Source organism: Kitasatospora sp. NPDC059088, from assembly GCF_042738155.1.
Taxonomy (GTDB): domain Bacteria; phylum Actinomycetota; class Actinomycetes; order Streptomycetales; family Streptomycetaceae; genus Kitasatospora.
Map to the genome: position 1 here is coordinate 70,020 of NZ_JBHYGR010000018.1, position 21,101 is coordinate 91,120.

At 73.3% G+C, this 21,101-nt stretch carries 26 protein-coding genes, 1 tRNA gene and 1 pseudogene; 10 read left to right on the plus strand and 18 right to left on the minus strand.

The genetic code is table 11. The annotated features are described in order from the left end of the window. The 4 genes and pseudogenes from ACFWXO_RS11045 to ACFWXO_RS11060 all read right to left on the minus strand — a co-directional run. Nucleotides 1–504, minus strand: a pseudogene (locus tag ACFWXO_RS11045) (hypothetical protein); the annotation flags it as partial. Between the two features lie 52 nt (nucleotides 505–556). Beyond that, nucleotides 557–940 (minus strand): DUF4259 domain-containing protein, encoded by a 384-nt coding sequence (locus ACFWXO_RS11050; RefSeq protein ID WP_380523258.1) that lies wholly within the window; start codon nucleotides 938–940, stop codon nucleotides 557–559. Between the two features lie 143 nt (nucleotides 941–1,083). Next, on the minus strand, nucleotides 1,084–2,451 hold the full coding sequence (locus ACFWXO_RS11055) for an alkaline phosphatase family protein (RefSeq protein ID WP_380523259.1): 1,368 nt from the start codon (nucleotides 2,449–2,451) through the stop codon (nucleotides 1,084–1,086). After that, nucleotides 2,451–3,176, minus strand: coding sequence for a hypothetical protein (locus tag ACFWXO_RS11060; RefSeq protein ID WP_380523260.1), 726 nt, complete (start codon nucleotides 3,174–3,176; stop codon nucleotides 2,451–2,453). The genes ACFWXO_RS11055 and ACFWXO_RS11060 overlap by 1 nt, the downstream gene beginning before the upstream one ends. A gap of 140 nt (nucleotides 3,177–3,316) precedes the next feature. Here ACFWXO_RS11060 and ACFWXO_RS11065 point away from each other — a divergent pair, with 140 nt between their 5' ends. Continuing rightward, nucleotides 3,317–4,015: a TetR/AcrR family transcriptional regulator gene (locus ACFWXO_RS11065; RefSeq protein WP_380523261.1), complete on the plus strand. Its 699-nt coding sequence runs from the start codon at nucleotides 3,317–3,319 to the stop codon at nucleotides 4,013–4,015. A gap of 44 nt (nucleotides 4,016–4,059) precedes the next feature. Here the strand turns inward: ACFWXO_RS11065 and ACFWXO_RS11070 are convergent. The 4 genes from ACFWXO_RS11070 to ACFWXO_RS11085 all read right to left on the minus strand — a co-directional run bounded on the left by ACFWXO_RS11070 (nucleotide 4,060) and on the right by ACFWXO_RS11085 (nucleotide 6,598). After that, nucleotides 4,060–4,143, minus strand: a tRNA-Leu gene (locus ACFWXO_RS11070). A 396-nt stretch (nucleotides 4,144–4,539) separates the two neighbouring features. Continuing rightward, nucleotides 4,540–4,866: a hypothetical protein gene (locus tag ACFWXO_RS11075; protein ID WP_380523262.1), complete on the minus strand. Its 327-nt coding sequence runs from the start codon at nucleotides 4,864–4,866 to the stop codon at nucleotides 4,540–4,542. 27 nt (nucleotides 4,867–4,893) lie between these two features. Beyond that, nucleotides 4,894–5,658 carry an SDR family oxidoreductase gene (locus tag ACFWXO_RS11080; protein WP_380523263.1) on the minus strand — a complete coding sequence of 255 codons (765 nt, stop codon included), beginning with the start codon at nucleotides 5,656–5,658 and terminating at the stop codon, nucleotides 4,894–4,896. 466 nt (nucleotides 5,659–6,124) lie between these two features. Beyond that, entirely contained in the window at nucleotides 6,125–6,598 is a 474-nt protein-coding gene (locus ACFWXO_RS11085; RefSeq protein WP_375888150.1) for a DIP1984 family protein, read from the minus strand. A 174-nt stretch (nucleotides 6,599–6,772) separates the two neighbouring features. On the opposite strand from ACFWXO_RS11085, the gene ACFWXO_RS11090 reads away from it, so the two are divergent. Next, nucleotides 6,773–7,309 carry a hypothetical protein gene (locus ACFWXO_RS11090; protein ID WP_380523264.1) on the plus strand — a complete coding sequence of 179 codons (537 nt, stop codon included), beginning with the start codon at nucleotides 6,773–6,775 and terminating at the stop codon, nucleotides 7,307–7,309. A gap of 59 nt (nucleotides 7,310–7,368) precedes the next feature. Here the strand turns inward: ACFWXO_RS11090 and ACFWXO_RS11095 are convergent, their stop codons facing one another. Further along, entirely contained in the window at nucleotides 7,369–7,710 is a 342-nt protein-coding gene (locus ACFWXO_RS11095) for a hypothetical protein (RefSeq protein WP_380523265.1), read from the minus strand. Nucleotides 7,711–7,897: 187 nt separating this feature from the next. Here ACFWXO_RS11095 and ACFWXO_RS11100 point away from each other — a divergent pair, with 187 nt between their 5' ends. Then, nucleotides 7,898–8,794, plus strand: a complete 897-nt coding sequence (locus ACFWXO_RS11100; protein WP_380523266.1) for a LysR substrate-binding domain-containing protein — start codon at nucleotides 7,898–7,900, stop codon at nucleotides 8,792–8,794. A 125-nt stretch (nucleotides 8,795–8,919) separates the two neighbouring features. Beyond that, nucleotides 8,920–9,102 carry a 4-oxalocrotonate tautomerase DmpI gene (gene dmpI / locus ACFWXO_RS11105; RefSeq protein ID WP_375888141.1) on the plus strand — a complete coding sequence of 61 codons (183 nt, stop codon included), beginning with the start codon at nucleotides 8,920–8,922 and terminating at the stop codon, nucleotides 9,100–9,102. A gap of 63 nt (nucleotides 9,103–9,165) precedes the next feature. Here dmpI and ACFWXO_RS11110 read toward each other — a convergent pair whose 3' ends face one another. Beyond that, entirely contained in the window at nucleotides 9,166–9,861 is a 696-nt protein-coding gene (locus ACFWXO_RS11110) for a DUF4232 domain-containing protein (protein ID WP_380523267.1), read from the minus strand. 570 nt (nucleotides 9,862–10,431) lie between these two features. Between ACFWXO_RS11110 and ACFWXO_RS11115 the strand changes: the two genes are divergently transcribed. Continuing rightward, complete coding sequence (locus tag ACFWXO_RS11115) at nucleotides 10,432–11,970, plus strand: AMP-binding protein (protein WP_380523268.1); 1,539 nt, start codon at nucleotides 10,432–10,434, stop codon at nucleotides 11,968–11,970. 207 nt (nucleotides 11,971–12,177) lie between these two features. Here ACFWXO_RS11115 and ACFWXO_RS11120 read toward each other — a convergent pair whose 3' ends face one another. Beyond that, the gene (locus ACFWXO_RS11120) at nucleotides 12,178–13,149 is read right to left on the minus strand and encodes a LysR family transcriptional regulator (RefSeq protein ID WP_380523269.1); all 972 of its coding nucleotides are present in this window, start codon (nucleotides 13,147–13,149) and stop codon (nucleotides 12,178–12,180) included. 61 nt (nucleotides 13,150–13,210) lie between these two features. On the opposite strand from ACFWXO_RS11120, the gene ACFWXO_RS11125 reads away from it, so the two are divergent. After that, nucleotides 13,211–13,561, plus strand: coding sequence for a DoxX family protein (locus tag ACFWXO_RS11125; RefSeq protein ID WP_380523270.1), 351 nt, complete (start codon nucleotides 13,211–13,213; stop codon nucleotides 13,559–13,561). A gap of 5 nt (nucleotides 13,562–13,566) precedes the next feature. On the opposite strand, the gene ACFWXO_RS11130 is transcribed toward ACFWXO_RS11125, so the two are convergent. The 6 genes from ACFWXO_RS11130 to ACFWXO_RS11155 form a co-directional block, all read right to left on the minus strand. Further along, nucleotides 13,567–14,451, minus strand: a complete 885-nt coding sequence (locus tag ACFWXO_RS11130; RefSeq protein ID WP_380523271.1) for a hypothetical protein — start codon at nucleotides 14,449–14,451, stop codon at nucleotides 13,567–13,569. Nucleotides 14,452–14,457: 6 nt separating this feature from the next. Continuing rightward, on the minus strand, nucleotides 14,458–14,739 hold the full coding sequence (locus ACFWXO_RS11135; RefSeq protein ID WP_380523272.1) for a hypothetical protein: 282 nt from the start codon (nucleotides 14,737–14,739) through the stop codon (nucleotides 14,458–14,460). Nucleotides 14,740–14,751: 12 nt separating this feature from the next. Beyond that, the gene (locus ACFWXO_RS11140) at nucleotides 14,752–14,877 is read right to left on the minus strand and encodes a hypothetical protein (protein WP_380523274.1); all 126 of its coding nucleotides are present in this window, start codon (nucleotides 14,875–14,877) and stop codon (nucleotides 14,752–14,754) included. 111 nt (nucleotides 14,878–14,988) lie between these two features. Further along, nucleotides 14,989–15,789: an alpha/beta fold hydrolase gene (locus ACFWXO_RS11145; RefSeq protein ID WP_380523275.1), complete on the minus strand. Its 801-nt coding sequence runs from the start codon at nucleotides 15,787–15,789 to the stop codon at nucleotides 14,989–14,991. Nucleotides 15,790–16,051: 262 nt separating this feature from the next. After that, nucleotides 16,052–16,537 (minus strand): SRPBCC family protein, encoded by a 486-nt coding sequence (locus ACFWXO_RS11150; protein ID WP_380523276.1) that lies wholly within the window; start codon nucleotides 16,535–16,537, stop codon nucleotides 16,052–16,054. A 70-nt stretch (nucleotides 16,538–16,607) separates the two neighbouring features. Next, on the minus strand, nucleotides 16,608–17,309 hold the full coding sequence (locus ACFWXO_RS11155) for a TetR/AcrR family transcriptional regulator (protein ID WP_380523277.1): 702 nt from the start codon (nucleotides 17,307–17,309) through the stop codon (nucleotides 16,608–16,610). Nucleotides 17,310–17,368: 59 nt separating this feature from the next. Between ACFWXO_RS11155 and ACFWXO_RS11160 the strand changes: the two genes are divergently transcribed. The 3 genes from ACFWXO_RS11160 to ACFWXO_RS11170 all read left to right on the plus strand — a co-directional run bounded on the left by ACFWXO_RS11160 (nucleotide 17,369) and on the right by ACFWXO_RS11170 (nucleotide 19,471). Then, nucleotides 17,369–18,802, plus strand: coding sequence for an aldehyde dehydrogenase family protein (locus ACFWXO_RS11160; RefSeq protein ID WP_380523278.1), 1,434 nt, complete (start codon nucleotides 17,369–17,371; stop codon nucleotides 18,800–18,802). Nucleotides 18,803–18,924: 122 nt separating this feature from the next. Next, the gene (locus ACFWXO_RS11165; RefSeq protein WP_375896225.1) at nucleotides 18,925–19,056 is read left to right on the plus strand and encodes a hypothetical protein; all 132 of its coding nucleotides are present in this window, start codon (nucleotides 18,925–18,927) and stop codon (nucleotides 19,054–19,056) included. Nucleotides 19,057–19,138: 82 nt separating this feature from the next. After that, on the plus strand, nucleotides 19,139–19,471 hold the full coding sequence (locus ACFWXO_RS11170) for a hypothetical protein (protein WP_380523279.1): 333 nt from the start codon (nucleotides 19,139–19,141) through the stop codon (nucleotides 19,469–19,471). On the opposite strand, the gene ACFWXO_RS11175 is transcribed toward ACFWXO_RS11170, so the two are convergent. Next, nucleotides 19,447–19,968, minus strand: a complete 522-nt coding sequence (locus tag ACFWXO_RS11175) for a hypothetical protein (protein ID WP_380523280.1) — start codon at nucleotides 19,966–19,968, stop codon at nucleotides 19,447–19,449. The two genes, ACFWXO_RS11170 and ACFWXO_RS11175, sit on opposite strands and share 25 nt — an antisense overlap. Nucleotides 19,969–20,021: 53 nt before the next feature. Here ACFWXO_RS11175 and ACFWXO_RS11180 point away from each other — a divergent pair, with 53 nt between their 5' ends. Beyond that, nucleotides 20,022–20,963 carry a sigma-70 family RNA polymerase sigma factor gene (locus ACFWXO_RS11180; protein ID WP_380523281.1) on the plus strand — a complete coding sequence of 314 codons (942 nt, stop codon included), beginning with the start codon at nucleotides 20,022–20,024 and terminating at the stop codon, nucleotides 20,961–20,963. Nucleotides 20,964–21,101 lie beyond the last annotated feature (138 nt).

Consider the following 21,101-nt stretch of genomic DNA (forward strand, 5'->3'; position numbering starts at 1 on the left):
CGCTGGGTGGGGTTTCTTGTTGTCTCCCTGTGGGGGGTGTCGTGTCGCTGTTCTGGGGGGCGGCCGCTTCGGGGGGGGGGGGGGGCCCGGGGGCCCCCCCCCCGCCCCCCCCCGGCCCCCCCGGCGCAGGGCCCCGCCGATCACCAGGTTGTCCGGGGTGGTGGAGCAGATCGCCGACGCACTCTCGCTCAGCTCGTTGACGTCGTCGGACGCCTCCTCCCAGTCCGCGTCGACCAGCGCCTCGGGGCCGGTACCGGCGGCGACCAGCGCGACCGCGGAGACGGTGGCGCCCCGCTCGTCGTTCCAGTCGTACGCGAGGTACACCTCGTGCAGCCCGTCGGCAATGTCGCTGAACGTGTAGTGGTCCCCGCCGTCGAGACCGCAGACCGCGATCTCCCCGCGGCTCGCCAGCCGCCCGGCCAGCGTGAACTCGCCCAGGAAGCCGGGCTCGTCCTCCGAGTTGTTCGCCTTCAGGACGGTTTCGATCGCTTCGATCATCTTCATGGCGGGGAGTGTGCCACCCCGCCCCGACAGTCCCGGCCCCGGCCCCGGCCGCTCACCGGTCGTCCGTCGCACGCCGGGCGATGACGTCGGCCAGCTGGTCGAAGGTGCGGTTCAGCACCGTCCGCCGTTCCTCCTTGAACTCCGGGGAGGGCTCCAGGCCGTCGACGGTCCGTTCCCAGACGGCCAGGAACGTCCGCTTCCAGTCCTCGACCACCCCGGCCTCCGGCAGGCCCTCGGAGGCGTAGCCGGCCACGGCGAGGGTGTGCAGCAGCTCCAGGTTGCACGGCACGGCGACGCCCCAGTACTCGTCGGGCTCGATCTCGACGGGATCGCCGTCCAGTGCCTCGGCGATCTCGGTGACGAGCCCGTCGACGACGCTCGACAGGTGGTCGAGGGCCGTGTCGCTCTCGAAGTTGCCGCTGCCCCAGGTGCCCATGTGGTTCTCCTCGGAGGGGTGGTGCCGGTGTCGTGTTCCTCGGGCCATCGAAGCAGGGCGCAGTGACACGGCCGGTCGGTCCTGGGACCGACCGGCCGTTTGCCGTTGCCGTTCAGCTCGGCCGTTCGCCGTAGCTGTGGAGCTCAGCCGCCGGGTGGCGGGCCGGCGGCCGCGGCGACCGCGCCGGGCGGGATGAGCCGGCGGGCGACGAGGTCGGCGTAGACCTGCTGGAGGTGGGTGACCTCCCCGGCGGCGGGGTTGACGGCGGCCGCGGTGGGTGCGGTGACCCCCGCGAGGACGTCGTCGGTGCGCGGCGCGGCGAGGGTGAGCACGGCCCCGATGTCGGCGGCCGCGGCGTCGCGGGCGGTGAGGGCGGGCAGCGACCAGCGCCGCTCGACGGTGCGCAGGACGCTGGTGTGGTCCAGCTGCGCCGCGGCGTCGGGTGACCGGAAGACGGTGCCGGGGGCGATCAGCGGGGAGACGAGCACGGTCGGCACGCGGACGCCGAACCGCTCGAAGTCGAAGCCGAGTTCGCCGGTGGTGCCGTCGCCGGGCGGGGTGGCGGTGGTGGGGGGCGGGACGTGGTCGTAGCAGCCGCCGTGTTCGTCGTAGGTGATGACGAGCAGGGTCTGCCCCCAGGCCGGCCCGCCGCGCAGGGCCCGGTAGACGTCCCGGATCAGCTGCTCGCCCAACGCGACGTCGAGGACGGGGTGTTCGCTGTTCCCGGTGGCTCCCCAACTGGGTTCGAGGAAGGTGAAGGCGGGCAGGGTGCCGGCCGCGGCCGCCGCCTGGAAGGCGGTGAAGACGCCGAAGTGGTCGGCGGAGGCGCCGTGGATGTCGGGGAAGTTCCCGGAGACCATCGGCGCGGTGTGGTAGCCGTAGGCCCGCCAGGACACATCCGCGCTGGTGAGCCGGCCGAAGATGCTGGGGCAGGTGAAGTTGTGGGTGTGGTCGTCCAGGTGCCCCTGGCTGGTCGCCGCGCAGGAGAACGCCCGGTTCGGCAGGGTCTCGGTGGGCACGGAGCTGTACCAGTGGTCGCACACCGCGTAGCCGCGGGCCAGTGCGGAGAGCACCGGCAGGGTGTCCGGGGTGTGGCAGCTCATGATGTCGGCCGGGACGGTGCCGGGAAGGACGGTGTGGTTCGGCTGGGGAGGCAGGTCCAGCACGCGCGCGAAGTCCGTCACGAACCCCTGCATCCCGGCCACCGGCGGCGTCGGCGGGTCGGTCGTGCCGAACAGCTGGGCGTTGGTCGGGCCGTACCCCTCACCGGGGTTGGCGCCCGGCATGAAGTAGGGGTGGGGGTCCGTCGACTGGATGCGGCGGACCGTGACGAGCTTGCCGTTCTGGTCCGGGTTGGTCTCCTGGCCGGTGAGGCCCTCGTACGGCTGGCCGGCGGGAGAGACGTTGCCCTCGTCCGTGTACAGGAACCCGAGCATGTGGTCGAAGGAGCGGTTCTCCAGCATCAGCACCACGAGGTGTTCGACCGCCTGGAGGCCGTCGCCGCCGGACATCAGCCCCTCCGTTTGCTCGGCAGCCACTGGTCGCGCGGGATCCGGCGCCGTTCACGACGGCTGCCGACGTGCGCCCGGCTGTGGTACGCGACGGTGAGGGAGGCGGTCTTCTGGGTCCATCCGGTGCCGGCCGAGACGTCGAAGATCCCGATGTAGCCGCCGGGGAGGAGTTCGAGCGGCTGCTTGATGGCATTGCCGTGGTCGAACTGGGTGCCGTTCGCGGGGCGGGCGGACTGGAACCACGCCGGGTGGACGAAGTCGCTGACCTTGACCCCGGCGATGTCGTACGCGAAGTTCTCGTCCTGGCAGGCGTCGCACACCTCCATGGCGTACAACGTCCCCTTGTTGGCGGTCGGTTGGTCGAAGACCACCTGGTCGATGTCCGGGTCGCCGATGATCTCCAGCAGCTCGTGGCTGATCGTCACGGTCCAGTTCTCGCCGTACTGCTTGTCGGTGGCGGCGAAGACCTTGCCGATCGGCAGGAAGTTCGCGGTCAGGTCGTGGTATCCGAGGGCGCCGGCCTGGTCGGAGTTGTCCAGGACGACCATCCACCAGGCGGTGTCGGAGAGTGCGTTCGACGCGACGAAGGACACGTCCGCGTCGATCCCCCACACCGGCGCGAAGTCCCGGTGGACCTGGGTCTGGAGTGCGGGGACGACGGCGCTCACCTCGTGGTCGGTGAGCACGGTGCTCTCGTTGGTCACTTCGATCTTGATGATGGACATGGCTCCTCCCGATGTCCGATTCCGTGGTGTATACGTAGGTACTACGCATCTGCCGTAAATGTCGCTTGTATACTTACAGCCTCTGCCGCGCAGCGTCGGACGTCAAGACCTGAGCCCCGAGGACAGTCCGGGAGGCACTGGTGGGAACCGACTCGACCCCCGACTCCACCCCCGAGCCGAAGCCGTCCGGCCGGGGCCGGCTGAGCAGGCCACGGGTGCTGCGCGCGGCGGTCGCCCTGGTCGACCGCGAGGGCCTCACGGCGCTCACCATGCGCGGCCTCGCCGTCGACCTGGGCGTGGAGCCGATGGCGCTCTACCGCTACGCCGACGGCAAGCAGGCGCTCCTCGACGGCATGGTGGAGGCCTTCTACGCCGAGGTGAACGAGCAGGTGGGCGACGGGGCGGACACGGGCGACTGGCGGACCCGGCTGCACCACGTCGGCAAGGCCTTCCACCAGGTCGCCGACGCCCACCCGGAGGTGTTCCCCCTGGTCGCCACCCGCCCGCTCAGCGTCCCCCTGGCCCGCCGGCCGGCCTCGATGCTCCAGCTCAACGAACTCGTCCTGACCGTGTTGAGCGGCGCCGGCCTCGACGACCGGGGCACCCTGCGCCTCTACCGGGCCGTGGTCGGCTGGGCGATCGGCTTCCTGCTGGTGGACAAGCGGCAGGTGATCGACAACCCCGACGACCCCGAGCCCCTGCTCCGCCTCGGCCTGCACCGCCTCCCGGCCGCCGAGTACCCACTGCTGCGCACCCTCGCCCCGCTGCTGATCGACCACGACGCGGAAACGGAGTTCACCACCGGCCTGGACGCCCTCCTGGACCGCCTGGTGCCGTAAAGCAAAAAGGCCGGTCGATCCGAAGATCGACCGGCCATTCGCTGTGCGCGAGGGGGGAGTTGAACCCCCACGCCCTTTCGGGCACTGGAACCTGAATCCAGCGCGTCTGCCTATTCCGCCACCCGCGCATCTGGGTGATGGGTTAACTATAGACCATCTGGAGGGGTGCCTCTGACCACCCAGAAGCGACGAGAGCGACCTGCTCCTCACCGAGGATGCGAAGGCCATGCTCTTCCCTGAAGTACGCGTAGTCCTTCAAGTTCAAGGTGGCAAGCGGAAGATCATGGGTCAGGCAGCAGGCCGCAATCCACATGCCATTGACGGGGCGCGGCAAGCCTGCCTTGAGACCGGCTGCGGACAACCGGCCCCACGTTGCCGCCACCGCCTCATCGCCGGGAGAACAGGGATACCCGACAGCCAGTCCGCGAGTTCCTGGCGCCGCCGCCCTCCCCAGTCCCGTACCGCACTCCCCAGCCCTCCCCCGCACCGGAAGTCGGCCCGTCCGACTTCCCATGCGGGCGCGGCTACAGCACGGCGACGCACGCGCTCAGGTCGGCGGCCAGGAAGACGAGGTGGCTGTCACCGGTCATCTCCACCTTCGCCAGGGCGACCGGGGTGGCCCCTGCCCGGCGAAGGACCGACAGTCCCTGCTCGAAGTCCTTGACGGTGGCGACCCCGTCCTCCGCCATCCACTGCGCCCGCCATTCCCAGATGGCGAACAGCCGACTGGCCGGTGCCGTCGCGTCGGCCCACACCTGGAAGGCCGCCCCGGCCCGCAGGGCCAATGCGGCCCGGCGGGCGCCGTCGGTCCCGTTCCGTTCGAGGACGGTGATCAGGTCTTCGCGTTCCACGCCGTGCAGTGTTCGCCCCGCGCCGGTTCAGTGGTCCGGGAGGGTGTACGCGGCGCGGATGCCGCCGTAGACGGGGAGTTCGGAGGCGGTCAGGTAGCCCGAGTCCGGGCCGGCGAGGTAGGCGGCCGCGGCCGCGACCTCGTCGAGGGTGGCGAACCGGCCCATCGGGATGTGGGCGAAGCGCCGCCGGGTCTCCTCCTCGCCCATCCGCTCGAAGACGGCCCTGATCTCCGGGGCGTCGACCGGGCCCAGCGCCAGGGTGTTCACCCGGATGCCGCGCCGTGCCAGGTGGGTGCCCAGGTCGCGCCCGAGCTGGGTCACCGCGGCCTTGGCCGCGGAGAAGGCCGTCTGGGCGGTCGCCGCGCCCATGCCGGCGAGGAAGGAGCCGGTCAGCACGATCGATCCGCCGGGGTTCATCACCGGCACCCCGTAGCGGCAGCTGAGCACCGCGGGGGCGAGGACGGCCCGGAAGGCCCGTTCCCAGACCTCGGGGGGCGTCTCCAGCAGGCCGTGGTCCTCACGGTCCATGGGCCCGGCGTTGACGTGGAGCACGTCGACCCCGCCGTACTCCGCGTGGATGCGTTCGAACGCGAGTCGCGTCTCGGCCTCGATCCGCAGGTCCGCCGTGACGACCGGGAAGCCGGTCTCCACCGGCTGCCGGTCGATTCCGATGACGCGCCCGCCCTCGGCGGTGAACCGGGCCGCCACGGCACCCGCGATGGCCCCGCCCGCGCCTGCGATGACGCAGATCCGCCCGCCCAGCCGTCCCTGGTCCTGGCTGTTCCCGTCCATGGCCGCTCCTCTCGTCGTTGCGCCCCGGCGGCCCCTGCCCGCTGCGGGCCCGGCGGATCCGCTCGGACACCGGACGCCGGACGCCGGGCCTCGGACGCCGTCAGGAGTCTGCCGCCTCCACAGCACCGAGCGGACTCACCACGCCTGCCGGCCGATCCGGGCGATGATCACCGGCCAACACCCACCGGCCTCAAGCAGCGAGGGCCGTGCTCGGTCGCACGGCCCTCGCTGGGGGGTGTGGGGCGCCCCGTTCCCGCCCTCGTCGTCCGGATCTGCACGTGGTGGTGAGCTGTGCGCTGTGCCCCGTCACCTGTACGCGGTGCTGAGCTGCACTGTTGGGTGGGGAATCGAACCCCTTGCGTTGCTCTTCACGCGCCATGGACCGGATGAACCGCCGGCCCGCGGTGTGTGCACGCCTCCGTGACGACTACCTGCTGCCCCACACCCTGCTCATGGGACCGGGAGGTCAGTCCTCGATCAGGTCGATCTCCCAGTTGGTGCGCTGGATCAGGGTGTCCACCTCACGGATCTCCTTGGCCAGCGCGTCCGTCCGGGCACGGAGCTCCGCGACCGGCAGGGCGGAGAGGATCCGGAGCTCGGACCGCAACTGCCGTACGGCTCCCCGCTGGTCGCGCCCGGAGGCGGCGTCGGCGGCCGCGGTGATCACCGAGTGGCGCAGCCGCAGGACGTCCCGGCGGGCGAGGGCGTCGGTGAGGGTGCCGCCGCCCTCGATCCGCGCGGTGGAGTTGGTCCGGTTGATCTGGCGGATCAGCCGCTCCAGCTCGTCCAGCGCCGTTTCGGCCTGGGCCAGGACCTCCGCCGCACTCTCGGCCGGCTCCTCGCCCTCCTGGTAGCGGGCACTGCCGACGACGCGCGCCCGCAGCTGCTCCACCTGCCGCACCGCGGCCGCGCGCTGCGCGAGCGCCTCTGCCAGCTTCATCGCGTCATCACCTCCACGTCCTCCTGATCGTCCGGCAAGTATGCACGTCAGCGCGGTACGGCCCGGTGGCGGGGGTTCGGCGCCGACCGTCGTCCCCCATCCCCCGCGCGGGGGAGGCGAGTTGGGCCTCGCGCACGATCCGGGTGCAGCGGGCCGCGCGCCAGCATGGGGGCCATGGACACCGACCGGAACCCGATGGCCACCGCCGCCCCGACGTACCGACCGCCCGCGTACCGACCGCCCGCCCGCTGGGCGGTACGGGCCGCGCACCTCGCGGCGCTCACGGCCGTACCGTCCGGGATCTGGCGGATCGCGATGGGGGTCGGCGTCCCGGTGGGGTTCGACACCTCGGGCCTGGACGTCCCCGGCCGGTTCAGTGCCGTGTGCGTCGCGATGAGCCTGGCCACCGAAGGGCTCACGCTCCTCACGCTCGGGCTGGTGCGGCCCTGGGGCGAGGTGGTGCCGCGCCGGCTCCCGCTGATCGGGGGGAAGCGGGTCGCGCCGCTGGCGGCGGTCGTTCCGGCGCTGCTCGGCGCGGCCGTCGTGATGCTGCTGACGATCCCCCGGGCGGGCGGCTTCGGCGGGGCCCCGGGAGCCCCGACCGGGCCGGCCCTCTTCCTTATGGACGCCTGCTACGCACCCCTGCTGCTCTGGGGCCCACTGCTCGCGGCCGTCACCCTCGCCTACTACCGGCGACGCCGCTGCACCTGAACAGGAAGTCGGCCCGGCCGACTTCCCGTGCACGGCGGAGTGTGGCGGAGTGCACCCGCTCAGGCCTCGACCCGGGACTTCCAGGCGAAGGCGAACTCCGTCCGCCGCGCCAGCGCTCCGTCCCGCCAGGAGTCCGTGACGTCCCGCCATCTGCCCAGCCGGGCGTCGCGGACGCCGTCCTCGCGCTCCGGGTCGAAGGTGAGGCTGAACCGGTAGACCCGGCCCTCGGCGGAGATGACCTGCCCCTCCTCGGAGCCGAGGCTCTCCTGGAGGAGGTCCACGACGACCGTCCCCTCGGGATCGAGCCCCTGGCCGCGCAGCAACTCCCGCAGCCGGACCCAGAGATCGTGGTCGCTGCTCCGCAGGAGCCCGGTGTACTGCACGACGATGCCCGTGGTCATGGCCCCCAGTGTTCCAGCCGCCACCGCCGCCACCGCCACCGCCACCGGCGGCCGGAGAGCCCGCACGGGAAGTCGGCCCGGCCGACTTCCCGTGCAGCACCATCCGCTCTCCCCGGCGGCGCCCCCTCCCTGGTGACACCCTGGCCTGGGACGATGGGGTCGACGACCGATCCACCAGGGGGACCGCATGGAGCTACGGCAGCTGCGCTGCTTCGTCGCCGTCGCCGAGGAGCTGCACTTCGGACGGGCGGCCGAGCGGCTGCTGCTCGGGCAGCCGGCGGTGAGCCAGCAGGTGCGGCGGCTGGAGCGGGAGTTGCGGGTCGAGCTGTTCGACCGTTCGCCCCGGTACGTCCGGCTGACCCCGGCCGGGGAGCGGTTCCTGCCCGCCGCCCGGAACGTGCTGGCCGCCGAGGACGCCGCCCGGGCGCTCGCCGCCGACCTGGCCGCGCCCGCTGTGCTGCGGCTCGGCACCGTCACCGGGCTCGCCGAGCGGCTCGACCTGATCCTGGAGACCTACCAGCAGAAGGCCCCCGGAGTGCGGGTGGAACTGCACTCCGCCCCGGTGCGGGAGCGGCTGGCCCGGCTGTCCGACGGCCGGCTGGACGCCGCCTTCGTCCGCGGGGCGATCGCCGAGCACAGCCCGGACCTGCGCTTCCTGCCCGTCTGGCAGGACGAGTTGGTGCTCGCGCTGCCCGCCCGGCACCCGCTCGCCGACGCGGCCGAGGTGGACCTCGCGGACCTCGCCGGGCTGCCGCTGCGGCTCACCGAGCGGGCCAACCACCCGGCACTGGTCGACCTGGTGACGGGGGCCTGCGCCCGGGCCGGCTTCCGGCCCGTCCTCGGCCCGGCGCACGGCGCCCTCCAGGACACCCTGGCCTCGATCGGCACCGGCACCCCGATGTGGACGGTGGTGTACGCGGCCAACGCCCGGATGGTGAACACCCACCGGGTCGCCTTCCGCCCCTGCCGCACCCCGCTGGCGCTGCCCACCTCGATCGCCGTGCGGCGCTCCGCCCCGGTGCCCCGACTGCTCCTAAAGACCTGCCGCAGAACACCCCCGACCTGGAACGATCAGGATTCGTGATCGCTGCGAGAGCGATTCGGGTCTGGGTGCGGACGGCACCGGTCGGGTGGACTGTTCCCAGCCGGAGAACCCGGCGGAAGAGCCCGGCGGAACAGCCGGGCAGGACACCCGGTCAGGAGCCGAAGATGCCGATCGTCACCATCCAGCAGGGCCCGCGCAGCGTCGAGCAGAAGCGCGAGCTGGTCGAGAAGGTCACCCAGGCGTTCGTGGAGACCCTGGAGGTCCCCGCCGAGAGCGTGTTCGTCTTCGTCAACGAGTACCAGCCGGAGAGCTGGGGCGTCGCGGGCACGCTCATCGCGGACCGGTGAGCCCCGGATCGGCCCGACGCGGCGGCCCGACCCCGCGGCTCAACCCTGCGAACGGGCGCGGGGTCACTGGCCACCCTGGCCGGCGCTGCCCATCGGGCCGATCTTCACCGGGGAGCCGGACCCGTCCGTGACGGGCAGCGAGCCCGCGCCCGGCCAGGGCAGGGTGACCGAGTGGGTCTCGTCCGGCGGGGTCACCACCAGGCCGGTGATCTTGACGCCGGAGCCGCCCGAGGTGTTGTTCGGGTAGCTGATGCCGAAGAACGTCGACTTGCCGTTCTTGACGACGCCCGCGACGACCGGCTCGCCGGAACGCTGGGCGGACAGCGAACCGGCGTTGGTCTTGAGGTCGACGCCCGCGTACCCGGTGAGCGAGCAGTCGTGGCCGCTGTGGTTCTTCAACTCGACCACGACGGTGCGGTCGGCATCGCCGTCGATGGTGCGGTCCACCGCCGTGATCGTCAGGTCGTCGGTCCGGCACTTGCCGCCCGCCTTGCCGCCGTCGGTGGCGCCCGTCCCGCCGGCCGTGGCCTTCCCGCTCGGGGCCGTCCCGCCGGTCCCGGCGGTCCCACCGGTTCCGGCGCTTCCGGCGGACCCTGCGGAGCCGCCCGTGGTGGCCTTGGTGGGCGCGGCGGTGACGGGCGCCGCGGCCGTCGGCTTGGCCTGGTCGGTGCCGGTGTCGTCGTTGGGGCCGCAGGCCGTGAGCGACAGACCGGCGGCAACGACCAGGGCGGCGGCGAAGGTGGCCTTGTGAACGCGCATCGTGACTTCCTCGATATCGGGTGGCGGTGGCGGCTGCTCGGCACGGATCGGTACGAGCGGCGGTTCTGGTGAGCAGGACCGCCCGGGCCGATGAACCGTTCCGTCCGACCATCCGTCAGGACAGTGCTGTTACACGGCCCGCCGACCACGAAGCGCCGGAGCGGGCCCCCGCCCAGCCGGGACAGCGGTTCCCACCGCCCCCGCACCCCCGCACCCGGCCACCCCCGCTGGGACACACCCGTGACCCGACGGACCTTGACCCGGTGGATCTTGACCCCGGCCGCCCCCGCCCCCCCGCCCGAGCAACGGACCGGCTCCATCGCCGCCCCGTGGTCCCAACTCGCCCATTTCCCGGCCAACTCGGATCGCTTCGACGGCAACCCCCGCACTCCCCGGCCGGCCCGGGTACGTCATCGCGGCCGCGCCCGACGAGCACTGGGGGGCTGTCACCGAGCCGGTCCTTCGTCCACCGACATTCTCCTGACCGGACATGGCCAAATCTCGCCGGTACGGAGTGGGGGGTGGAGTTAGCCTGGCGACATGGTTGCAAACTACAAGGAAGAAGTGGCCATGAGTGACCAGGAATTCGTCAGCGGACCCGCTCTGATCCTCCGGTCCCTCGCCTCGCACCCCGAACGGCGGGCCATCACCTCCGCCGACGGCGCCGAGATCTCCGCCGGCGACTTCGCCGCCACCGCCTACCGCCTCGCCCACGAGCTCCTGGCCCGCGGCGTCGGCCGCGGCAGCACCGTCACCCTGCTCACCGGCAACACCCCCGAGGCCCTCGCCGCCCGCTACGCGGCCGGCCTGGCCGGGGCCCGGGTGGTCAACCTGTACGACGGCATGAGCGCCCCCGTGCTGGCCGAGATCGTGGCCAGCGTGGACACCACCGCACTCCTCGTCGACGCCGAACGGTACGAGGGCGCCCCCGAGTTGCTGCCGCTGATCGACGTCCCGACGGTCCTCACCCTCGGCCCCGACGGCACGGGGATCGGGGAGGACGCCATCGCGGCCAGCGCCACCCGCCCGGCCACCGACCCCGCCGTCCCCCTCGGCCCCGGCGACGACATCGGCATCCGCCACACCGGCGGCACCACCGGCATCCCCAAGGGCATCCTCAGCCTCCACGGCCCCTACCACGACATGTTCCACGTCGACTTCGCGGGCACCGACGACGAGGAGCCGCCCCGACTGCTCGCCGCCACCTCGCTCGCCCACCTGTCGGGCGTGCTCGCCGACGTGGCGCTCCAGCGCGGCGGATCCGTCGTCCTCCAGCGCGGCTTCGAACCCGGCGAGGTCCTCGCCGCGATCGAGCGCGAGCGCATCACCGACCTCTGGACGCTGCCCCCGCTGATCTACCAGCTGCTCGACCACCCGGCCGTCGGCCGCACCGACCTGTCCAGCCTGCGCCGGCTCGACTACGGCGGCTGCGCCGCCTCCCCGGCCCGGATCCGCGAAGCCCTCAAGGTGTTCGGGCCGGTGCTGGTCAGCCTGTACGGCATGTCCGAGGCCCAGAAGATCGCCTACCTCACCGCCGAGGAGCACACCCGGTTCACGGACGACGGCCCGCTCCCGGTCGGCCGGCCGTTCCCCGACGTGGATGTGGAGGTCCGGGCCGCCGACGGCACCGTGCTGCCCGCCGGCGAGCAGGGCGAGATCCACGTCCGCTCCGCCACCCTGATGGCCGGCTACTGGAAGCAGCCCGAACTCACCGCCAAGGTGCTGCGCGACGGCTGGCTGGACACCGGCGACATCGGCTACTTCGACGCCGACGGCTACCTCTACCTCGCCGACCGCCTCAAGGACCTGATCATCGTCGTCGGCGGCCACGTCTACCCCACCGAGGTCGAGGAGCTCCTCCTCACCCACCCGGCCATCGCCCAGTGCGCCGTCTACGGCGTCCGCGACGACCAGCAGGCCGAACACGTCCACGTCGCCGTCGTCCCCGCCCCCGGCCAGCGGCCCGACCTGGAGGACGTCCGCGCCTTCGTCACCGCCAACAAGGGCCGCCTCTACGCCCCCGAAGCCCTCCACCTGGTCGACGCCATCCCGCTCACCTCCGTCGGCAAGCCCGACAAGAAGCGCCTGCGCCAGGCCCTCGCCGACTGAACCCGCTCCGGACCTCGCGCTTGCGCGAGGTCCGGAGCGCGATGGGACGCGCACCGAAACCCCACCGAACCCCGGCCGGATCCCCACCCGCTTTCACCCCAAGGCGGGGTTTGGCTCAATGAACCACCGCCCCGGTGCCGAGAAGCCAACGGGGGGTGGCGGCGCTGAGGGCTGCCACCCCTCCCCGGCCCCGGCGCTGGGGCGGATTCACTCCGGGGCGGGGCCCCCGGCGGCCGAGTGAGGCCCGTCGGCCCCGTCGGCCCCGTCGCCCGCATCGCCCGCATCGCCCGCATCGCCCGCCGCCAGGCAGCACCGCACGAAGTCCCGCACCACCGGGTTCCCGTCGTCCGCCGCGGCCCACGCCACCGCGATCCGGCTCGGGCTGACCCCGCTCACCGGCCGGTAGGCGATCCCCGGCCGGGCGTAGAAGCGGGCCGTGGACGCGGGGGCGAGCGCGACCCCGTAACCGTTCGCGATGGCGCTCAGCCAGTCGTCCGGGTGCTCCACCACGGCGCCGAAGCGGACCGGGTGGCCCTCCCGCTCATCGGCGGCGACCCAGTAGTCCCGCCAACGGCCGGTCTCGGCCGGGGCCGCGACGAAGGGCTCGTCCCACAACTCCCGGAACGGGACCACCTCCAGCGCCGCCAGCCGGTGCGCCGAGGGCAGCGCGACCCACCGCGGCTCGGTGAACAGCTCGGCCACCCGCCACCCCTCCTGCCCGGGGAACGGCAGCCGCAGCAGCGCCACATCGGCCTCCCCGGCGGCCAGCCCGGCCGTCGGGTCCGACCACGCGGTGTGCCGCATCTCGACCCGCCAGCCGGGATTGCGGTCGGTGAACCCGGCGACGATGCCCGGCGTGGCCTCGTTGGCGGCGCTGGCCAGGAAGCCCACCCGCAGCGCCCGCTCCGCCCGGCTGGCCGCGCCCCTGGCCTCGCGCAGCGTCGCGTCCCAGTCGGCCAGCAGGCCCGGCACCCGCGCGGCGAGGCTCCGCCCGGCCACGGTGAGCGCCATCCCGGCCCGGGAGCGGACGAACAGCGGCACCCCGAGCAGCTTCTCCAACTGCCGGACCTGCTTGGTCAGCGCGGGCTGGGAGACGTACAGCCGCTCGGCCGCCCGGGTCAGGCTGCCGTCCTCGGCGACGGCGGCGAAGGTGCGCAGCAGCCGGGTGTCCACATCCATTCCACCAGGTTATGGAAGCCGGTATTGGACGCAAGCGGAGGCCCGCGAAGAGGCTGGACCCATGTCCATCACCTGTCTCGCCGTCACCGTCCTCGCCATCGCCGCCAACGCCGGAATCGCCGCCGCCGACTTCGCCAAGGCCCCCTTCGTCCTGGCCAATTCGGCCGAGGTGAAGGTGAAGCCGGAGTGGGTCCCGTGGCTCGCCTCGCTCAAGCTGGCCGGCGCCGTCGGCCTGCTGGTCGGCCTGGTCGCCCTCCCGCCGCTCGGCCTCGCGGCCGCGGTCGGGCTGGTGCTGTTCTACCTCGGCGCCGTGGCGACCCACGTCCGCACCCGGGTCCTCCACAACCTCCACTTCCCGGCCGGCTACCTGGCCCTGGCCGTCGCCACCCTGGCCCTCACCGCCACCCGCTGACCGGCCTACACCACCACCGCGCACACCTTGGTGGTGCCGTCCAGCACCGGCCACTCGGCACCGTACCGGCCGTTGCGGGCCGGGCAGTTGTCCCTGCTCGTGACGACCGCCGTGATGGCGAGCATCGCGTTGGCGGTCGACGGACCCTGCCTGAGGGTGCAGTCCCAGACCACACCGAGGAAGCCGTTGTCGATGGTTCGGTGGTCGGGGGTGTGGCCCAGAAAGCACTGGCCGTACCGGAACTGCCGCTCCAGGCACAGCACCGTCACCGAGTGGTCGCGGTTGGTGTGGACGTACGCGGCACGGCCTCCGCCCGCCGGACAGCCCGCCGCGGCGGCGGCGACCACGGCAACCCGGTTGAAGGCGCTGCCACCCCGGCAGTCCACGGCGACCGGGACCGTCCGGCTCCACGTTCCCCATCCGGTGTCGTAGACGTCCAGGCAGTCACCGGCGCGAACGGCGGCGAAAGCCACGTCCGCCGGGTCGGGCGGAAGCGGCGGCGGCGTGGGCGTCGGTGTCGGTGTCGGCATGGGGGTGGGGGTGGGGGTGGGAGTCGGCGTCGGCCTCGGTGCCGGCCTCGGTGTCGGCGGATCCGGACGCGGGTCGGTGTCGAGGTGCGTCGTCCGGTCCCACGGCACGACGGCGGACACCGACGGTGACGGGCTCGAATCCACCAACCCGCCCGCCACCTGCTGGATCGGCTTCCAGAGCGCGAACAGCAGCAGCCCGAGCACCAGCGCCGCGCCGAGCAGCGGGACGGTGATGTGGAAGTGCTGGTCCCGGCCCGCCTGGTTGACCCGCCCGTGGCCGCTCGCCGTGGCATTGAGGTTGACGTTGCGCGGGCCGCGCTCCGGCCGGTCCGGGCCGGGTGGCGGCCCCTGGGGGCTCACCCGCCCTCACCGTTCGTTGACGTGGATGTCCCCGACGGCCTGGTTGATCCGGGCCCGTCCGGAGGCCTCGGCGGTCATGGTGACCGACTGCTGCGGCACGGCGGGCGCCGATCCGCCGGTCAACTCCTCGACGAGCGCGCGCAGTTGTGCGGCGGCGCCGGGATCAGCGGCGAGCAGTCGACGCAGCCGGGCACCCCACAGGTCGACCACCTCCTGCTCCGCCCGCTCGTCCCCCGCACGGCGCGCCTGCGCCACGTCCTCGCGCGACTCGCCCAGCTCGGCGAGCACCGTCTCGGCCCGCTAGGGATGCCGGCGGCGCCACAACTCCCCGACGGCGGCACGGATCCGCTCCCAGGCGGTGGTGGTCAGCTGCTGGACGACGGCCGTCGCGGCGACGCCCGCGAGTGAGCTCAGTTCCGGGTCCATGGTCTCCCCCGACGGATATGGACGCTCTTCCGGTGTTCCGGTGTTCCGGTCAGGAGCGTTATACCCTGCCGGAGCGCCGGGCACCACGCGGACCGCACCGTTCCGCCGCGGCTACAGCTTCGCGAGGAACTCCCTTACGGTCACCGCGAGTTCGTCGGGGGCGGTGACCGGCAGCAGATGGTCGCCGGCCAGCTCCGCGAGGACCGTCCCGGGGCGGCGGGAGACGGCCTCGGCCGCCTGCTCGGCCGGGATCGCGCCGCCGGTGGCCCGCACCAGCAGGGCGGGGCAGTCGGACGCCGTCCAGTCGGCCCGGTGGTCGCCGTGGACCAGCTCCTCGGACTCGTACATGTCCTTCGGATGGAAGGGCAGCCGCCAGGTGCCGTCCGCGTCCTCCCGTAGCCGGTCGGCGAAGTACGGGGCGGCCGGACCGAGCGCGGCGACCAGCGCGTCCCGGCTCTGGGCGTCGTACGGTAGGCCGAGCAGGAAGGCCAGCGGGTGCGGGCCCTCCAGGCCGAGCACCAGCGGACCCTCGACGTTGACGATCGCCTCGACCCGCTCGGGGTGGCGGGCCGCGAACTGGTAGGAGTTGATCGCCCCGAGCGAGTGGCCGAGCAGCACCGCCGTCGGCAGACCCAGGTGGTCGAGCAGCGCCTCGACGTCGGCGAGGTAGCCCTCCCGCGAGTAGTCGGCGGCCCGCTCCGAGTGACCCTGGCCGCGCTGGTCGGGCGCGATCACCCGCCAGTCGGGGCCGAGTTCGGCCGCCAGCCGGGCCCACACCGCACCCTCCGAGAGGTGGCCGTGCAGCGCGAGCAGCGGGCGGCCGGTGCCGCCGAAGTCCAGGTAGGACAACCGGCGGCCGTCGATGACCAGTTCGCCGCGAACGGCTTCGGCGTGAGTGATGGCGTCGTTCATGTCCGGTTCCCCCCGGTAAAGCGGTTGATGGGATCACCATACTCATGGATCGGACGTACGTGCAAGACAAACGTCCAAGACGTACGTACGAACCGTCCACGCCGCACGGGGCCGCACGGGACACCCCCCCTGGCGCGGACGTGCAAGACGGACGTCCGTCCGAGACGAATGTGCTACACGGACGTCCGATCCACTCCGCCGCCAGGGAACCACCCGCAGGCCGACGCCCCGGCCCGCTCCGCCACCTGGCCGCCCGGGCGCATCAGGCCGCGCCGAAGTGCCGCTTGGTGTCCGCGACCAGGGTCCGCAGGAAGGACCGGTTCGGCAGGTCCGTCAGCGCGGCCGGGCGGGCCAGCAGCGGGTTGGGCTCGAAGGCGAAGGTCCAGGTGAACCTGGTGCCGGTCGGGGTGGGCTCGACCAGGTAGTCCTCCCCGAAGCGCCGGAACAGCGGCAGGCTCGCCGAGGTGACGCAGAAGGAGTGCCGGGATCCCTCCTCCCAGCGCACGAACTCCTCCCGCAGGCGCAGCAGCCGCATCGCGGTGATCTCGCGGGTCGTGCCGACGCCGTGCGGGGGTCGCGAGGTGTAGCGGCCGCCGGCCAGGCCCCGGCACCAGGACAGCGGCGCGTCACCGGCGAGCCCCCGCCAGACCGTCTCCGGCGCCACCGGGAGGTCCAGCACGTACGCGTGGCGGTGCGGCGCGGTGTCGAAGAAGGACGGGTCGAAGCGTTCGAGCGTGAACCAGGGCATCGGGGCTCCTCTTCTCACGGGGTCTCACGGGTCTCGCGGATCCAACGGATCTCACGGATCTCACGGGGCCTCACGGGCGGACGTCCCGAGCGTCCCGACCGCCCCGCCCACCGCCCACCGCCCGCAGGGCGAAGGGCAGCAGCCGGTCGGCGGTCTCCTGGGCGGTGGCCTCGTCCACGTCCTCGGGCAGGTGCGGGGTGAGCAGGAAATGGGTCATCACCGGTCCGACCACCACCTCGCCGAGCAGGTCCACGCCGTCCAGCGGCGGGATCTCCCCGCGCTCGACGGCCCGCCGGACGACCTCCGCGACCCGCCCGTACACCGGCTGGAGGAAGGCCGTCACCAGCGCCTGGGCCAGGGCGGTGTTGTGGGCGGCCTCGCCGATCAGGGCGCGGATCAGCCGGCCGGGCTCGCCGGTCATGCTCGCCGCCTTGTCCCGCAGGACGACCCGCAGGTCGCCCTCCAGTCCGCCAGTGTCCGGCTGCTCGTAGGAGCTCTCCCCGTGCAGCGCGGCGGCGGCGATCACCAGGTCCTCCTTGGACGACCAGCGGCGGTAGAGGGTCGCCGTGGAGACCCCGGCCCGAGCCGCCACGGCGGCGGTGGTCAGCCCGCCGTAGCCGCTCTCCGCGAGGACGGCGAGCGTGGCGTCCAGCAGCGCCCGGTCCCGGGCGGCGTCACGGGGGCGCCCCCGGCGCGCCGTGGCGGCCGGTGCGGTGCTGGAGGTCGTGGTGCCGGACCGGGTGGCGCTGGACGGGGTGGTGCTGCGGCTCATGCCGGAAGTCTACCGAGAACTAGAAACGAAATCGTTTCGTTTCGTTTATGCTCGACGGCATGAGCCTCTCTGCCGAAGCCACGCCCACAGCCGCGCCCGCCTCCGCCGAAGCCACCCCCACAGCCGCGCCCGCCGCGACCGTCGCCCGCCTGCACGCCGCCTTCGCCACCGGCCGCACCAAGCCCCTCGCCTGGCGCAAGGCCCAACTCCGCGCCCTGCGCCGCCTGCTGGTCGACCAGGAGGCCGTCTTCACCGCCGCCCTCCACGCCGACCTCGGCAAGAGCGCCGCCGAGGCCTACACCACCGAGATCGGCTTCACGGTCAACGAGATCGACCACACCCTGCGCCACCTCGACGGCTGGCTGCGCCCGCGCCGCATCCCCGTCCCGCTCGCCCTGCAGCCCGCCCGGGCCCGGACGGTCCGCGAGCCCCTGGGCACCGTGCTGATCATCAGCCCGTGGAACTACCCGCTCCAGCTCGCCCTGGCCCCGCTGGTCGGCGCGCTCGCCGCGGGCAACTGTGCGGTGGTCAAGCCCAGCGAGCTCGCCCCCGCCACCTCCGCCGCCCTCGCCCACTGGCTGCCCCGCACCCTCGACCCGCAGGCCGTCGCCGTCGTCGAGGGCGGCGTGCCGGAGACCGGCGCCCTGCTGGAGCAGCGCTTCGACCACGTCTTCTACACCGGCAACGGCACCGTCGCCCGCATCGTCATGACCGCCGCCGCCCGCCATCTCACCCCCGTCACCCTGGAGTTGGGCGGCAAGAGCCCGGTCGTCGTCGAACCCGGCACCGACCTCGCCACCGCCGCCCGCCGGATCGCCTGGGGCAAGTTCATGAACGCCGGCCAGACCTGCGTGGCCCCCGACTACGTCCTCGCCATCGGCGACACCGCCACCGAGCTCGAACGCCAACTCACCGCCGCCGTCCGCGAGATGTACGGCACCGACCCGGCCCGGAGCCCCGACTACGGCCGCATCGTCAACGAGCGCCACTTCGACCGGCTGACGGCCCTGCTCGCCGACGGCCGCATCGTCACCGGCGGCGACCACCACCGCGCCGACCGCTACCTCGCCCCCACCGTCCTGGCCGACGTCGACCCGGACGCCCCGGTGATGCGCGAGGAGATCTTCGGCCCCGTCCTGCCGATCATCCGCGTCCCCGACCTCGACGCCGCGATCGCCTTCATCACCGCCCGCGACAAGCCCCTCGCCCTCTACGCCTTCACCGCCTCCGACACCACCAAGCGCCGCCTCACCACCGAGACCTCCTCCGGCGCCCTCGCCTTCGGCGTCCCCAACGCCCACATCGTCGTCCCCGGCCTCCCCTTCGGCGGCGTCGGCGAGAGCGGCCTCGGCCGGTACCACGGCGCCCACTCCATCGACACCTTCAGCCACACCAAGTCCGTCCTCGACAAGCCCCTCCTCGCCGACCCCCTCCGCCCCGCCTACCCGCCGTTCACCCCCCTCAAGTCCCGCCTCCTGCGCCGCCTCCTCTGACCGGCACGACGGCGAATCGACTCAGTCCGGCTGAGTACCCGTACGGATGCGGAGCACCCCGGCCGCCCCTAGCGTTCTGCGAGCCAGAGCGCACGCATGACGACGACGGGGAAAGGCACACCATGGACGCCATCGCGATCCGACCGGCCGAACGGCACACCTCCGCGAGCACCCTGCACAACCCGGGTCGCCCGGGCAGCTCCGGCGACGACCCCGACACCGGCTGGTCCAGGCGGCGCGGCCGCCGCCCCTGACCGCACCGCCGCCGCCCCTGACCGCTCCGCCGCCGCACCGGCTACGCTGCCGATCGATCGTCAACTCACCCCGGGGGGAAGCATGGTCAACCAGATCATCGGCAACGTCACCATCGGCAGCCAGGTCATCCAGTCGACGAGCGTCACCATGGACGGCCCGGGCCGGAGCAACCCTGGCCCGGACGGCCCGGACGCGGGCGACTCCGCCCGCAGCACGGCCGACCTGGCCCGGGGCGCCACGGAGGACCTCGCCCACCCGGGCGCACAGGTCCGGCTCACCCACGGCGAACACCGTGCCGTCCTGCGCCTGCTGGCGCACCTGGACGACACCGGCGCCCCGGAGGCCGCCGTGGCCCGCGAACTGGCCGACCGGCTCCGGGGCCGATCGGGTCAGAGCCGGAACAGCGGCTGGTAGGCGTTGCCCTCCACGGCGTTGAGCAGCACGTACGACGGCCCGAGGCCGAGGGTGACCTCGCGCAGACGGGCCAAGGCCTCGGCCGCGGTGGGGACTTCGAGCCCGATCGCGGCCGCGGCCGCGTCCCGGTCGGCGAGCAGTTCGGGCTCGTCGGCCAGGTAGTCCTCGGCCGCCTCCGTGCTCTCCTCCTCGGTCAGCCGCACGCAGTCCCGCCACCACGGCACCGCCAGCAGCAGCCGGACCAGCTCCTCCAGACCGACGGCCAGCAGCGCCGCGCCGCCCTCCGAGTCGGCGTAGAGGACGGGGCGTTCGTCGCCGCCCTCGCCGCAGAGGAAGAAGGTGCCGCCCGCACCGCACTTGGCGACCTCCTCCAGGGCTTCGCCGGAGGCGAGCACGACCTCCTCCACGTGGGAGTAGGCGTCGAGGGAGAAGTCCCCGGGCCAGAGCAGGTAGTCGACGGTGGCGGGGGTCGCCCGCAGGCGATCGAGGAACGACATGCCGCACACCCTACGAGCCCGCTCCGACAACCCCGACGAAGGAACGAGACACGGTGAACGAAACAGGCGGTACCGGCGGAACCGACGAGGGAGCCGCCCGGACCGCGCTCTTCGAGGAGCACCGCCCGCACCTGCGCGCCGTCGCCTACCGGATGCTCGGCTCGGTCAGCGAGGCCGACGACGCGCTTCAGGACGCCTGGCTGCGGTACGACCGCACCGACACGGCGACCGTGGCCAACCTCGGCGGCTGGCTGACCACGGTGGTGTCCCGAGTCTGCCTGAACCTGCTGCGCGACCGCGCCGCCCGCCGGGAGGAGCCGCTCCAGCCGGTCGGACCGGACGGCGCGAGCGGCCCCGGGCGGCTGCCGGACCCGCTGCTGCGCCGGGAGGGGGTGGTCGACCCGGAGCAGGAGGTGATGCTCGCGGACTCGGTCGGTCTGGCGCTGATGGTGGTGATGGAGTCGCTGTCGCCCGCCGAGCGGGTCGCCTTCGTGCTGCACGACCTGTTCGCGGTGCCGTTCGAGGAGATCGCCCCGCTGATCGAGAAGACCTCGGCCGCGACCCGCCAACTGGCCAGCCGGGCCCGCCGCAAGGTGCAGGCGCAGCCCGCGCCCGACCGGGACCTGGGCCGTCAGCGGCTGGCCGTGGACGCCTTCTTCGCCGCCTCCCGCACCGGCGATCTGGAGGCGCTGGTCGCCGTGCTGGACCCGGACGTGGTGCTGCGCTCGGACGGCGGCGCCGGGCTGGCCCGCCACACCGTGGTGCTCACCGGTGCCGCGACGGTGGCCGGGCAGGCCGTCCTGTGGGGCAGGCTGTCGCCGTTCGCCCGCCCGGCGCTGGTCAACGGCGCCGCTGGCGCGGTGGTCATCGGCGCCAACGGCCGGGCGCTGTCGATCATGGCGTTCACCGTCGTGGACGGTGCGATCACCGCGATTGACGTGATCGCCGACCCGGAGCGGCTGGCGGCCTTCGACCTCTCGGCCTTCCGGGACTGACGGCGACCGACGCAACCGACGCAACCGGCCACGAGTGAACCGCCGGGGGTGGGGGGGGGGGCCCCCCCCCCCCCCCCCCCCCCCCCCCCCCCCCCCCCCCCCCCCCCCCCCCCCCCCCCCCCACGCCCCCGAGCAGTG